The sequence below is a fragment of the Bailinhaonella thermotolerans genome (assembly GCF_003594875.1).
In the GTDB taxonomy this organism is placed as follows: domain Bacteria; phylum Actinomycetota; class Actinomycetes; order Streptosporangiales; family Streptosporangiaceae; genus Bailinhaonella; species Bailinhaonella thermotolerans.
Window position 1 is genome coordinate 182,423 of the sequence record NZ_QZEY01000004.1, and the last position, 13,317, is coordinate 195,739.

Annotated in this window: 11 protein-coding genes; 7 read left to right on the forward strand and 4 right to left on the reverse strand. The window is 76.0% G+C overall.

What is annotated here, in order from left to right; translation table 11 throughout:
- Nucleotides 1-25: 25 nt before the first annotated feature.
- The 3 genes from D5H75_RS13375 (at nt 26) to D5H75_RS13385 (ending at nt 4,815) form a co-directional block, all read left to right on the forward strand.
- Nucleotides 26-1,786 (forward strand): acyl-CoA dehydrogenase family protein, encoded by a 1,761-nt coding sequence (locus D5H75_RS13375; protein ID WP_119926759.1) that lies wholly within the window; start codon nt 26-28, stop codon nt 1,784-1,786.
- Between the two features lie 199 nt (nt 1,787-1,985).
- Complete coding sequence (locus D5H75_RS13380; protein ID WP_119926760.1) at nt 1,986-2,741, forward strand: crotonase/enoyl-CoA hydratase family protein; 756 nt, start codon at nt 1,986-1,988, stop codon at nt 2,739-2,741.
- 88 nt (nt 2,742-2,829) lie between these two features.
- Complete coding sequence (locus tag D5H75_RS13385) at nt 2,830-4,815, forward strand: protein kinase domain-containing protein (RefSeq protein ID WP_119926761.1); 1,986 nt, start codon at nt 2,830-2,832, stop codon at nt 4,813-4,815.
- 2 nt (nt 4,816-4,817) lie between these two features.
- Here D5H75_RS13385 and D5H75_RS13390 read toward each other — a convergent pair whose 3' ends face one another.
- Together D5H75_RS13390 and D5H75_RS13395 are read right to left on the reverse strand one after the other, a co-directional pair.
- Nucleotides 4,818-6,002 (reverse strand): sensor histidine kinase, encoded by a 1,185-nt coding sequence (locus D5H75_RS13390; RefSeq protein WP_119926762.1) that lies wholly within the window; start codon nt 6,000-6,002, stop codon nt 4,818-4,820.
- A 9-nt stretch (nt 6,003-6,011) separates the two neighbouring features.
- Entirely contained in the window at nt 6,012-6,521 is a 510-nt protein-coding gene (locus D5H75_RS13395) for a MarR family winged helix-turn-helix transcriptional regulator (RefSeq protein ID WP_119926763.1), read from the reverse strand.
- Nucleotides 6,522-6,610: 89 nt separating this feature from the next.
- Here D5H75_RS13395 and D5H75_RS13400 point away from each other — a divergent pair, with 89 nt between their 5' ends.
- A complete protein-coding gene (locus tag D5H75_RS13400; protein ID WP_119926764.1) occupies nt 6,611-7,042 on the forward strand; it encodes a DoxX family protein in 432 nt (143 codons plus the stop codon).
- Between the two features lie 133 nt (nt 7,043-7,175).
- On the opposite strand, the gene D5H75_RS13405 is transcribed toward D5H75_RS13400, so the two are convergent.
- Nucleotides 7,176-8,783, reverse strand: a complete 1,608-nt coding sequence (locus tag D5H75_RS13405) for an AMP-binding protein (protein WP_119927107.1) — start codon at nt 8,781-8,783, stop codon at nt 7,176-7,178.
- 284 nt (nt 8,784-9,067) lie between these two features.
- On the opposite strand from D5H75_RS13405, the gene D5H75_RS13410 reads away from it, so the two are divergent.
- The 3 genes from D5H75_RS13410 (at nt 9,068) to D5H75_RS13420 (ending at nt 12,506) form a co-directional block, all read left to right on the forward strand.
- Nucleotides 9,068-9,883 (forward strand): hypothetical protein, encoded by an 816-nt coding sequence (locus D5H75_RS13410; protein ID WP_119926765.1) that lies wholly within the window; start codon nt 9,068-9,070, stop codon nt 9,881-9,883.
- Nucleotides 9,884-10,024: 141 nt separating this feature from the next.
- The gene (locus tag D5H75_RS13415; RefSeq protein WP_147425141.1) at nt 10,025-10,291 is read left to right on the forward strand and encodes a hypothetical protein; all 267 of its coding nucleotides are present in this window, start codon (nt 10,025-10,027) and stop codon (nt 10,289-10,291) included.
- A 58-nt stretch (nt 10,292-10,349) separates the two neighbouring features.
- Nucleotides 10,350-12,506, forward strand: coding sequence for a sensor histidine kinase (locus D5H75_RS13420; RefSeq protein ID WP_119926767.1), 2,157 nt, complete (start codon nt 10,350-10,352; stop codon nt 12,504-12,506).
- A 53-nt stretch (nt 12,507-12,559) separates the two neighbouring features.
- On the opposite strand, the gene D5H75_RS13425 is transcribed toward D5H75_RS13420, so the two are convergent.
- Nucleotides 12,560-13,165: a response regulator transcription factor gene (locus D5H75_RS13425; RefSeq protein ID WP_119926768.1), complete on the reverse strand. Its 606-nt coding sequence runs from the start codon at nt 13,163-13,165 to the stop codon at nt 12,560-12,562.
- Between the last annotated feature and the right edge of the window lie 152 nt (nt 13,166-13,317).

Here is a 13,317-nt window from a genome sequence, read left to right on the forward strand (position 1 = left end):
GTAGATGAAGCGTAACATCCGGGCCATGGCGGGATATCTCATCGAGCCCACGGACAGGCTTCCCTTCTCGGACGCGGACAAGGCACGCCGCTACGCTACCGAGCGTTACCAGGGGGCGGTGGGCCTCAACTGGTATCGCTGCGACCCCTCCCTCCGGTTCATCCTCCGCAGCCGCCTCTCGCCGGAGGCGCTGAGCTGGGCGGAGCCGTACCTCGACCGGGCCGGGGCGCTCATGGGCGGGCCGATCGCCGAGCGCGCCGAGGAGACCGACCGCAACCCGCCGCGGCTGGAGAAGTACGACCGGTGGGGGCGCGACATCAGCCGCGTGGTCATGCCGGAGACGTTCGAGGCGTCCCGCCGGGACCTGATCCGGCACAGCCTGCTCGGGCCGGAGTTCGTCAAGGCGGCCCAGGACGCCGGGGCGGACCCGGCCGTGCTCGGAGGTACCTGGTTCTACCTGCTCAACCAGGCCGAGATCGGGATGACCTGCGCGCTCGGCACGGGCGGGGACATGGTCGTCGCCATGGTGGAGATGTTCGCGCCCGAGGACGTCAAGGAGCGGGTCCGGGAGATCTTCGCGAACGGCTTCTTCTCCGGCGAGGCCGCCCAGATGTTCACCGAGCGCACCGGCGGCTCGGACCTGGCGGCGATGGAGGCGACCGCGACGCCCGACGGGGACGCCTGGCGGCTGAACGGCTTCAAGTGGTTCGCCTCCAACGCCAACGGCTCGGCGTTCGTCGTGCTGGCCAAGGCCGAGGGCGCCCCGGACGGCGTGCGCGGCGTGGCGCCGTACCTCGTGCTCTGGGAGAAGCGCGACGGATCCCGCAACGGCGTGCGTATCCGCAGGCTCAAGGACAAGCTGGGCACCAAGGCGGTCGCGTCCGCGGAGATCGAGTTCACCGACGCGGAGGCGTTCCTGCTGGCCCCGCCGCCCCGGGACGGGGAGCGGCACGACGGCAGGGGCCTCGGCCGGATGATGGAGCTGACCAACGGGGCGCGGCTGGCGATCGCCTCGATGGGCCTCGGCTGCGCCCGGCGCGGGCTGGTCGAGTCGCTGCTGTACGCCGGGGCGCGCGAGGCGTTCGGCGCTCCGCTGATCGAGCAGCCGCTGATGCGCCGCAAGCTCGCCGAGATGATCGTCGAGGTCGAGGCGGCGCAGGCCATGGTCTTCGACGGGTACGGCGGGCCGAGGCTGCGGCTGAACGCGCCGCTGGCCAAGCTGCGGGCGGCGCGCCTGGGCGTGACCGCGGCGAGCGACGCGATCGAGGTGCACGGCGGCAACGGCTACATCGAGCAGTGGCCGGTCGCGCGGCTGCTGCGGGACGCGCAGGTCAACCCCATCTGGGAGGGCGGCGACAACATCCTCTGCCTGGACGTGCGCCGCGCCATGCTCAGGGAGGAGGCCCACGAGCCGTTCCTCGCCCGGCTCCGGGCCGCCGTGGACCAGGCCCCGCCCGGCGACGACGCCACGGCCGAGCTGGTCGCGGCGCGGATCGGGGACCTGGAGACGGCGATCGGGCGCTGGCGCGGGCTCGACCCGGTGACCGCCGAGGCGCGGCTGTTCCCGCTCGCGCAGGCGATGGCCGACGTGTACGGCGGGGCGCTGCTGCTGGAGCAGGCCGGCTGGGAGCGCCGCGAGCTGGGCGGCGACCGCAAGGCCCTGGTCGCGCGCCTGTACGCCGGGTCCCGCCTCGCCGCGCGCGACCCGCTCCAGGCGATCGGCGCCCCGGCCGAGGACCTGGAGAGGTTCAAGGACCTGTACGACGGCGCCCTGACCACGGAGTGACCGTACGACCCGCGGGCGGCCCCCTGCACGGCGCGCGGCCCCCTGTACGGCTCGCGCGGCGGCCCGCCGTACGGCTCATGGGAGGCCCGGCCGTACGGCGGGCCGCCCGCGAGCCGATCTTCTTCGGCCGCGCCCGTGACGGGGTGCGATGGAGAGTGCATGATCGGCGCGAGGGCGGGCGAGTGATGGGAGGAGACGCGTGAGCGTTCGCGTGGAGCGGGACGGGGCCGTGACGACGGTCGTGCTGGCGCGGCCGGAGGTGCGGAACGCGGTGGACGGCCCGGCGGCCGAGGCGCTGGCGGAGGCGTTCCGGGAGTTCGACGCGGACCCCGGGGCCTCGGTGGCGGTGCTGTGGGGCGAGGGCGGGACGTTCTGCTCGGGCGCCGACCTCAAGGCCATCGCGGACGGGCGCGGCAACCGGGTGGCGCCCGGCGGTGACGGGCCGATGGGGCCGACCCGGCTGCGGCTGGGCAAGCCGGTGATCGCGGCGGTCAGCGGGTACGCCGTGGCGGGCGGGCTGGAACTGGCGCTCTGGTGCGACCTGCGGGTGGCCGAGGAGGACGCGGTGTTCGGCGTCTTCTGCCGGCGCTGGGGCGTGCCGCTGGTCGACGGCGGGACGGTACGGCTGCCGCGCCTGGTCGGGACGGGCCGGGCGATGGACATGATCCTCACCGGGCGCCCGGTGGGCGCGCGCGAGGCGTATGAGATCGGGCTGGCGAACCGGGTCGTGCCGCCGGGGAAGGCGCGGGAGGAGGCGGAGCTGCTGGCGGCGGAGATCGCGCGGTTCCCGCAGGCGTGCCTGCGGGCCGACCGGCTGTCCGCGCTGGAGCAGGAGGGCCTGCCCGAGGAGGGGGCGATGGCGCGGGAACTGGAGCGCGCCCTCCCGGTGCTCGGCGAGGCGGTCGAGGGCGCCACCCGGTTCGCGGGCGGAGCGGGCCGCCACGGTTCCTTCTGAGCGCGCGGAACGCGGCTTCCCCCCGCGACGCCTGGATCGGGGGCGTCGCGGTCCCTAGGATCGGGGCTTCGACGATCTTGGAGTGCGTATGCCCCGAATCCGCCCCCTCACGCCCGAGGATCCGCCCTCGATCGGCGGCCACCGCCTGGTCGGGCGGATCGGCAGCGGCGGGCAGGGCGTGGTCTACCTGGGGGAGGACGCGCGGGGCGGCCGGGTGGCGATCAAGGTGCTGCACGAGGCGGCGGCGGCCGACCCGGGCCTGCGGGCGCGGTTCGCCAAGGAGGTGACGGCGGCCGCCAAGGTCCTGCCGTACTGCGCCGCCCGGGTCCTGCGCGCCGAGGTGGACGCCCGCAGGCCGTACATCGTCAGCGAGTACGTCGACGGGCCCAGCCTGCGGGAGGCCGTGGAGACCTCGGGGCCGTTCGGCGAGGACGCGCTGCTGCGGCTGGCCACCGGGACGGCCACGGCGCTGACGGCGATCCACGGGGCGGGCATCGTGCACCGCGACTTCAAGCCCGACAACGTGCTGCTGGGCCCCGACGGGCCGCGCCTGATCGACTTCGGGATCGCGCGGTCGGACGAGATGACGCTGACGCCGAGCGGGATGATGATCGGCACGCCGCAGTACATCGCGCCCGAGGTCTACGCGGGCGAGCGGGCGGGGCCGCCCGCGGACGTGTTCGCCTGGGGCGCGGTCATGGTGTTCGCCGCCACGGGCGGGCACGCGTTCGACGGGCAGGCGCTCCCGGCGGTCATGAACCGGGTGCTGACCGCCGAGCCCGACCTCGGCGGCCTGCCCGCGAGCCTGCGCCCGCTCGTCGCCGCCGCGCTCTCCAAGGACCCCGCCGCCCGGCCCCCGGCGCTCGGCCTGCTGCTCGGGCTCGTCGGCGGCGGCCTGGACGCGGTCGGGGCGATGCGGGCGGGCAGCCGCGCGGCCGGGGCCCCGCACGCCCCGCCGACCGGGCCGATCCCGGGGACGGGAGCCCCCGCCGCACCCGCGCCGCCGCCCCGCCGTACGGCCACGCCCGCGCCGCCCCGCCGTACGGCCGCGGCCTCGCGGCGGCGCGCGGTGCTGGGGGCGGTCGCGGCGGCGGCGGTGGTCGCCGGGGGAGCGGCGGCGGGGATCTGGTGGCCGGGCGGCGGGCGGCCCGGGGCCAGCGCGGCCGGCGTCACGAGCACCGCGCGCGCGGAGGTGACGACGCCGGGGGCCGGGCCGGGGACCCCCCACAGCGAGCCGGCGACGCCCGATCCCGGGCCCGCCGAGCGGGAGCCGGCGGGGAACGGCGTGCCCGCCGGGGCGATCGCGCCGGACCTCCGGATCGGGCCGGTGGAGGCGTACCACCTGGTGGACCGCGCGACCCACGCCGAGCGGGCGGAGCGCCTGCGGGCCCGGGGGATGCGGCCGATCTCGCTCAGTGTCTCCGCGGGCGAGCACTACACCGCGGTGTGGCACCGGAACGACACGGACACCGACTTCGTCATGTTCGAGGGGCTGGACTTCGCCGAGTTCGACGCCTTCCTCAAGCGGAAGTGGGACGAGGGGTACGGCCTGACGCTCATCTCCGCGACGGGACCGGCGGAGTCGGCGGTCTTCGCGGGAGTCATGGAGAAGGGGGGCGCCTCCAACTACGTGTACTCCGGCATGACGCGCGCCCAGTTCGAGCGCCGCAACGCCGAGCTGGGCGCGGACGGGCACATCCTCGTCCACGCCACGGCGTACGGCACGGCCGACGACCCCAGGTTCGCGGGGACGTGGCTCACGAACGAGCGCGGGCTGGACTGGACGTCGCGGATCCACCGCACCCAGGAGGAGCACGGCGAGGACTTCGCCCGGCTGACGAAGGAGGGCTTCCGGCCGCGCCAGGTCACGCGGTCGGCGTCGTCGCACTACACCTCGATCTGGTGGAAGGTCCCGCCGTCGGGCTGGTACGAGTACACGGGCATGGACGCCGGCGCCTACGAGGAGCGGGTCGAGGAGCTGAGGGCGAAGGACTTCTTCCCGGTGAGCGTGGAGGTCGGCGGGCCCGAGGAGGCCCCCCGCTACAACGCGATCTGGCTGAGGAGGCTGGACTGACCTCACCCGGCGAGGGGGAGGCGCGCGGCGACCTCGAAGCCGCCGTCCTCGCGCGGCCCGGTGCGCAGCGAGCCGCCCAGGGCCGAGACGCGCTCGCGCATGCCCGCCAGCCCGAAGCCCGCCCCGCCGGGCGCCTCCCCGGGCGCGCCGACCAGCGCGGGCGCGTCGTTGACGACCTCCACGGCCAGCTCGGCGGCGGTACGGCGGAGCCGCACGCGGGTCGTGGCCCCGGCGGCATGCCGTACGACGTTCGTGAGCGCTTCCTGCACGATCCGGAACGCGGCGCGGTCCACGTCGGGGGGAAGGCCGCCGAGATCCCCCTCGCGGGTGAGCGAGACCGGGACCCCGCCGCTCTCCAGCTCGGCGACCAGGGCGTCGAGCCGGGCGAGGCCGGGGCTGACCTCCCGCCAGCCCTTCAGCGTGGCCCGCAGGTCGCCGAGGGCGTCCTTGCTCGCCGCGCGGATCGCGCCCAGCGCCGCCCCGACCTCGTCGTTCCGGCCACCGGTCTCGTCGTCCCGGCCGCCGGCCTCGTCGTTCCGGCCGCCGGCCGCGCGCTCCAGGGCGTGCAGGGCGGCGCCCGCCTGGACGCTGATCATGGAGAGGCTGTGGGCGACCACGTCATGGACCTCACGGGCCATCATGAGGCGTTCCTCGGCCATGCGGCGCTGGGCCTCCTCGCGCCGGGCGCGCTCCTCCTGGACGGCCCGGTCGCGCGCCTCCGCGACGTACGCCACGCGCAGCCGCACGGTCCCGCCCGCCCAGACGGGCAGCAGCAGCGACGCGAGCAGGGTGAGGCCGTAGAACACGGAGTCGCGGGGATCGCCGAACCGCTCGATCAGCTCACGGCCCGCCATGAGCGCGGCCCACGCGGCCAGGGCCGCCCCCACCGCGTGCCGGGCCGGGCGCTCCACCGCGATGGTGTACAGCGGGATCACCGAGGCCAGCATGAACGGCCCGTAGGCGTACCCCAGCACGGTGTACGCCAGGGCGGCCGCGACCGTGAGGCCGAGCGCGGTGAACGGGCGGCGCTGCCGCAGCGGCATCCCGCCGAGGGCGACCAGCAGCAGGAGGCACGCCGGGGCGTCGAAGGGGCGCGCCGAAGGCTGCTGGGACTGCGCGCCGTGCGTGCCGAGGACGATCAGCGCGCCCATCGCGGCGATCAGCACGCCCTCGCGGATGACCCTCACACGGGGACGCTATTCCCGCCCGCCGGGCTTGTCATCGGCCGCCGGGAGTAATCCCGCGAGAGTAGGCGAGAGCCGGGCGACGACGCGGCTCATCGCGTCCGCGAGCACGTCCAGCTCCTCGGGCGTGAGCAGGTCGATGAAGTTCTCGCGCACGGCCTCGCGGTGGCCGGGCCGCACGCGCGCCAGCAGGGCGGCGCCGGCGTCGGTGAGCTGGGCCCACACGGCGCGGCCGTCGGTGGGGCAGGACGTGCGGACGACGAGCCCGGCGCGTTCGAGCTGGGTGACCTGGTAGGTCAGGCGGCTCTTGGAGATGGCGACGCGGGACGCCAGCTCGGCCATGCGCAGGCGGTGGTCCTGGGCCCAGTCGAGGTGGACCAGCACCTCGTACTCGGCGTGGGAGATGTCGCCGTCGCGTTTGATCTGCCGCTCCAGCTCGTGGTCGAGGAGGTGGCCGGCGCGCACGAAGCCGAGCCAGGCGCGCAGCTCCCGCGTGGTGAGCGGACGTGAGGACGACGACATGGGACCATGGTAGAGGTTGTTCAACTTTGAACTTTCACCGTATTGTGTGCCAGAGGTCGTTGAAATCTGAACAACAGGAGGAATCCCCCATGAACCGGCGTTTCCCCTACCTGCTAGACCTCGCTCTCCTCGTCACCCGGATCGCGGTCGGCGTCGTCTTCCTCGCCCACGGCTGGTCGAAGGTCAGCGGCGGCGGCACGGCGGCGGGCTTCGAGAAGATGGGCGTCCCGCTCCCGGCGGTCTCCGCCTTCTACGCCACCTGGGTCGAGGTCCTCGGCGGCATCGCGCTCATCGTCGGCCTCGCCGTCCCGATCGCGGGCGTCCTGCTCTTCCTGGACATGCTCGGCGCGTTCGTCCTCGTCCACGCGGGCAACGGGATCTTCGTCTCGGACGGCGGCTTCGAGCTGGTGCTCGTGCTCGGCGTCTCCGCGCTCCTGCTCGCGGCGGCCGGCAGCGGCAAGTTCGGCGTGGACGAGCTCTGGCGCTCCCGCCGCGCCGACCGCCAGTCCGTCTCCGCCTGACGCGCCCCGGCCCGGCCCGGCCTGACGCGCCTGCCCGGCCGCCCGGCCGGGCCCGCCGCGCCCGCCACCCCGCCCCGGTCACGCGGTCCCGCGACCTCATGGGATCGCGGCCGCGTGACCGGCGGCGCGCGGGTCAGGCGCCGGCCGCGACGGCCCTGGCCCAGGCGTAGTCGGGCTTGCCGTTCGGATGCCGGGCGACCCGGTCCACGCGCACGAACGCCTTGGGCAGCTTGTACCGCGCGAGGCGTCCCGCGCAGGCCGCCCGGAGGTCGTCGTCGCCGACGTACGGCTCCGCGAGCGCGACGACCGCGACCACCTCCGAGCCCCAGCGCTCACTGGCCCGGCCCACGACCAGGGCGTCCAGGACGCCGGGGATCTCCCGGAGCACGGTCTCGACCTCCTCGGCGAACACCTTCTCGCCGCCGGTGTTGATCACGGTGGCGTCGCGCCCGTGCAGCTCCACCGTGCCGTCGGCGAGCAGCCGGGCGCGGTCCCCGGGCACGGCGAACCGCTCGCCGCCCACCGTGACGAACGTGCGGGCGGTCTTCTCCGGGTCGCCCAGGTACCCCAGCGGGACCGCGCCCCCCTTGCCCAGCCAGCCCAGTTCCTCCTCCCCGGGGGACAGGCGGCGGGTGAGGTCGGCGCTGAGCACCGCCGTGCCGGGGGAGGGGGTGAACGGCGCGTCCCCGGCGCCCAGCCGTACCGCCTGCTGTCCGGTCTCGGACGAGCCGAGGGTGTCCACGATGCGCACGCCGGGGACCAGCTCGGCCAGGCGGTTCTTCAGGCCCGCGCCGAGCATCGTGCCGGAGCTGGTGATCGCGCGAAGGCGCAGGTCGCGGGGGTGCCGCGCCAGTTCCTCGACGAGGGGGCGGGCGAACGCGTCGCCCACGATGGCCAGGCCGGTGACGCGCTCGCGCTCCAGGTCGTCGAGCAGGCCCGGCACGTCCAGGCGGTCCACCGTGCCGGCGATCACCACGGTCGCACCCGCGCACCAGCCGCTCAGGGCGTACCACGTGCCGGTGCCGTGCATCAGCGGCGGGGCCGGCAGCAGCCGGTGCGGCGACGTGACGGCGCGGGCGACCGCCTCCTCCAGCGAGCCGTACCCGGACCCGTCGCGGCGGCGCAGCCCCAGCGGCCCGTCGATCAGGTCGCCGATGCGCCACAGCACGCCCTTGGGCATGCCGGTCGTGCCGCCGGTGTAGAGGATCTGCAGGTCGTCCGGGCCCGGCTCGGCCTGGACCGGGCCCGGGTCGGACGCCGCCAGCGCCTCCTCGTAGTCGAGCGCGCCCGGCGCCAGGGGGTTCCCAGACTCGTCGGCGACCTGGAGCAGCAGCGTCCCCTCGGGCGCGACCGGGGCGAGGACCGGCGCGAACCGCGCGTGGTAGACGATCACGCGCGGCCGGGCGTCGCGGAAGAGGTAGTCCAGTTCCTCGCCGGTGTACCGGTAGTTCACGTTGAACGGGGCGAGCCGGGCCTTGTGCGCCCCGAGCATCGCCTCCAGGTACTCCGGCCCGTTGTGCAGGTACAGCCCGAGGTGGTCGTGCCCGGACTCCCACGGCTCGCCCGCGTCCCCGCGGAACCCGAGTCCCCGGGCGCGCAGCAGGTTCCCCAGCCGCCGGGACCGTTCGGTCACCTCCCCCCAGGTGTACCGCCGCTCACGCCACACCAGGCATTCCCGCTCGGGCGCCGCGGCCGCGATCGCCTCGTGCAGGGTCGCCAGATCGAACCGGGGGGCTCCCATGATCCGCAGTATCCACCGCCCCTCCCCGCCGCCCGCGACCGGGCCCCCGGATCCCGTGTCGCCCCAGCTCACCGGCATGACATCCCGCCACGCGCCCTCGCCCCGCGGTCCTCGGCGAGGGGTACGGCGCCGCGCGCCGGCGGCTGATGCCGTACGCCGGGGGGAGGCGAGGCCCGTTCCGTACGGCCGGCGGACGGGGCTCACGCCGTACGGGAGCGGGGGCGGCCCAGGATGAGTAGGCCCCTACTCATGACAGGGCGGGCGCGGGCGCGGACCCTTTCGGCATGGGGATTCGGATTCTGCGCGGGGACGACGCGCGCAAGGTGGCGGAGGAAGCGGCGGAGAACCTGGAGGAGCCGGCCGAGGCCCCGCCCGAGGTGCTGGCCCTGCGGCGGGAGCGCCGTCTGAGCGGGCCGTACGAGCCCGGCGACATCGCGCCCCTGGACTTCGGCGGCGAGGCCCCGAGCCCGGGGGACCTGCACCTGAGGGAACCGGCGACGCAGATCATCGTGCCGCCGTACGGGCCCGAGTGGACGCGGGGACAGGCGAACCACTGGTTCACCGAGGCGGGGACCGGGCGGGTCTTCATCCGGTGCGTGGCCGGGCACATGGTCGGCAGCCCCGGCAACGACCAGGGCGGCGCGAACGGGCTCTCGCTGGTGATGACGACGGACCGGCCGGCGGTCGTCGAGGCGCGGCCGCTGGTGTCGTACCGGTACCTGTACCAGATCGGCAAGCTGGGCGGCATCGGCGGAGGCGGGAAGGCCGCGGGCGGGCTGGAGATCCAGGCGTACGCCACCGTGAGCTGGGGCGGCGGCGGGATCGGCGGGGGAGGCACGCACCACACGGGCGAGCCGTACCGCTCGACCTGGTTCGACCGCGGCCACGGCGACAGCCCGATCCAGGTGCAGGACGACGGCCAGGAGGTCGGGGCGCACGTCAAGACCCGCTTCCACGTCTCGCCCGGCGTGAAGTACACCGTCAAGGTCGGCCCCTGGCTCGCCGCCCACGCCTGGCACAGCCTCGGCGGCGCCACCGGCGTCGGCGCGGCGGGCGCCTGGATAGACCTGCGGATCCGCTGGATCGTGGTGGCCCACTGACCGGCCCCGGCCTGCGGCCTGGTCACGACCTCTCGCGCGTCTTGTGACCGGGCCCCGCGGGACGGACGCGAGGGGCGGGGGTCCTCCGGCGTCGCGGGGGTAGGGGGGTGGGGTCAGGGACGTGAGACTCGGGGAGGAACCGTGGGGAAGAAGCGGCGTGCGGATCGGCGGGGGAGCGCGGCCGGCGTTGGCGGGGTGGCGGCGAGCGCGCCCGGCGAGGTGACCGGGGCGGAGCGGTCGCCGCGCGAGGGGCGCGAGGACACGCCGCCGCTCGACGAGGGCACGCCCTGGGGGCGCGGGCGGCGGATCAGCCCCGACCAGCCCGACCTCGGGGGCTGCAGGGACATCCCCGAGCTGAAGCGGCAGGCCCGGCGGGCGGCCGAGATGGAGCTGCCCGACGACTCGTGACCCCGGACGCCGCCCTCTAGACTCCTGCCATAAAGCGATATAGGGGGATATAGAGGGCATGCGGGAGCGGGCCGAGGAGACCGACATCGCGCCCCGCACCGCGCGTGCCGTCACGATCGCGGTGCTGGCCGCGCTCTGCGCCGTCTACGCGCTGGCCGCCCTGCCCGAGGCGGGCCCGGTCGCGCTCGTCGCCGGGGTGTTCGCCGCGCAGCTCGTGTACGTCCTGCCCCGGCTGTCGCGCCTCCGGGGGCCCGCCCTGCTCGCCGTCCAGGCCGCGCTGGGCTACGCCCTCGTGCTCGGAACCGGCGCCTCGGTGTCCGTGCTCGGCTTCACCGCCGGGTCCCTGCTGCTGACCGGGGCCTGGCCGCTCGCGGCGCCCGTGCTCGTGAGCGCGGCCGCCCTCCAGGCCCTGCGCACGCACGACGCGCTGCTCACCCTGGACGTCACGATCACCGCGATCCTGGGCACGCTGGTCGTCTACGGCCTGACCCGGCTGACCGAGCGCGTGGACGACGTGCACGCCACCCGCATGGCCCTGGCCGTGGCCGCGGTCACCGAGGAACGCCTGCGCATCGCGGCCGAGCTCAACGACCGCGTGGGCCGGAGCCTGGACGCCGTCCACCGCGAGCTGGCCCCGGCGCGCGAGGGCGCGGGCGCGAGCCGTACCGGGGAGGAGCCCGACCCGGGCAGGACCGCCGAGGTGGTGCGGGAGGCGCTGGCCGGGGTGCGGGCGGCGGCGGCCGACTACCGGTCGCTGTCGCTCGCGCCGGACGCGGCCACGGCGCGGGCCCTGCTGGCGGCGGCCGGGATCGAGGCCGAGGTGCGCATCGGGCACGACGAACCGCTCGGAGCGGCCGGCGGCCTGCTCGCCCTGGTGCTCCGCGACGCCGTGGGGGCGATCGTCTCCGCGGGCGGGGCGCGGCACTGCCTCATCGAGACGTCCGAGCGGGCGGGCCTGGTACGGCTGCGCGTGGTCAGCGACGGGGTGCGCGCGGCCGGGGACGGGGCGGCGGGGCTCGACGACCTGCCCGGGCGGCTGGCCCGGGTGGGCGGGGAGTTCCGCGCCGGGCTCCGGCCGGACGGGCGGTTCGAGGTCGAGGCCGCCGTGCCCGCCCGCCCCGCGCCGCCGGAACCCGACCGCGACTCGGCCTACGCGCTCTCGCTGGGGCTGCTCGCGGCGGTCGTGGCGGGGTTCAGCGCCAAGGGCCTGATCTTCACCCCCGTCCCGCTGCTCCCGCTCGCCGCCGTCTGCCTGCTCGCGGTGGGCGCGCTGCAGATGGCGCAGGCCCGGGGCCGGCACCGGGGCGCGCTCGCCGTCCAGGCCGCGCTCACCTACCTGCCGCTGCCCGCGCTCGGGGCCGCCTGGGTGAGCGCGCCGAGCTTCCTGGCCGGGTCGCTGCTGCTGGCGCTCCCCGCCGTCCTGTCGTGGCCGCTGGTCGCCGCCGCCATGGCGGGCACCGGCGCGCTCTCCGTGGCGTACGGCCTGCCGCCCGACGTGGTGGCCAACCGCACCCTGAGCACGCTCGTGACCGGCCTGGTGATCTACGGCCTGGTACGGCTCGCGCAGCTCGTCAGGGAGCTGCGCGCCGCGCGGGACCGGCTGGCGCGCGCCGCCGTCGTCCAGGAGCGGCTGCGGACCGCCCGCGACCTGCACGACCTGCTCGGGCACAGCCTCGCCGCGATCCTGCTGAAGTGCGAGCTGGCCCGCCGCCTCGCCGGGCGGGACCCGGCCCGGGCGCGCGCGGAGCTGGCCGAGGTCGCCGAGATGGCCGAGCGCGCCCGCGCCGACATGCGCAGCGTCTACGGGGACCAGCGGGCGATGACGCTGGCCGGCGAGGCGGAGTCGGTGCGCTCGGTGCTGGCCGCCGCCGGCTGCCGGGCCGAGATCACGCTCGCCCACGGCCCGCTCCCCGAGCGTGCCGAGACCGTGCTGGCCACCGTCCTGCGCGAGGCCGTCACCAACATCCTGCGGCACAGCTCGGCGACCCGCTGCGCCGTCACCACCGCGTCCGGGGCGGGACGCGTCGTCCTGACCGTCGAGAACGACGGCGTCCGCGCCCCCGCGGCCCCTCCCGGCTCCGGCCTGGGCAACCTCACGACCCGGCTGGCCGCCCTCGACGGCCGCCTGGAGACGCGCGTGGCCGCGGGCGTGTTCCACCTCACCGCCGCCGTCCCCGTGCCGGTCACCGAGTCCGCCGTCCCCGCCGCCTCCTGACCCGCCGGGGCACCCGTCACCGGGGCGGCCCGCTCCGCCGTACGCCGGCGGGGTCAGATCCAGCCGGCCTCGTGGGCGATGCGGACCGCGTCGGTGCGGTTGCGGGCGTTGAGCTTGGCGACGATCGCCGTCAGGTAGTTGCGGACGGTGCCCGGGGACAGGTGGAGGCGGGCGGCGATCTCGTCGGCGTCGGCGCCCTCGGCGGCCAGGCGCAGCACGTCGGCGTCGCGCGGCGTCAGCGGGTTGCCGGCCAGGTCCCAGGCGGCGACGGCCAGGGACGGGTCGAGCACCCGGCCCCCGGCCGCGACCGTGCGGATGGCGCCGGTGAGGTCGTCGGGCGGAGCGGTCTTGAGCAGGAACCCGCCCACGTCGGCCGACAGCGCCCGGCGCAGGTGGCCGGGCTTGCCGTGGCCGGTGAGGATGAGCACCCGGCACCGCGGGAGACGTTCGCGCAGCTCGGCGGCGGCCGAGAGGCCGTCGAGGCCGGGCATGTCCACGTCGAGGACGGCGACGTCGGGCGTGTGCGCCAGCGCGGCCGGGACCACCTCGTCCCCGGACCCGACCTGCGCCACCACGGTCAGGTCGTCCTCCAGCTCCAGCAGCGCGGCGAGGGCGCTCCGCACCACGTGCTGGTCCTCGGCGAGCAGCAGCTTGATCACGGGTTATGTCTACCAGTGTCCGATATGTGATTTCATCACACGGCCGCCCCTGACCACGTCCCGCCCGGCGGCCTGACCGCGTCCCGGAACGCCCCGTGACGCATTCCCGGCGAACCGGTGATCACGTCTCTGGTCCGCGTCCGCCCTGGTCA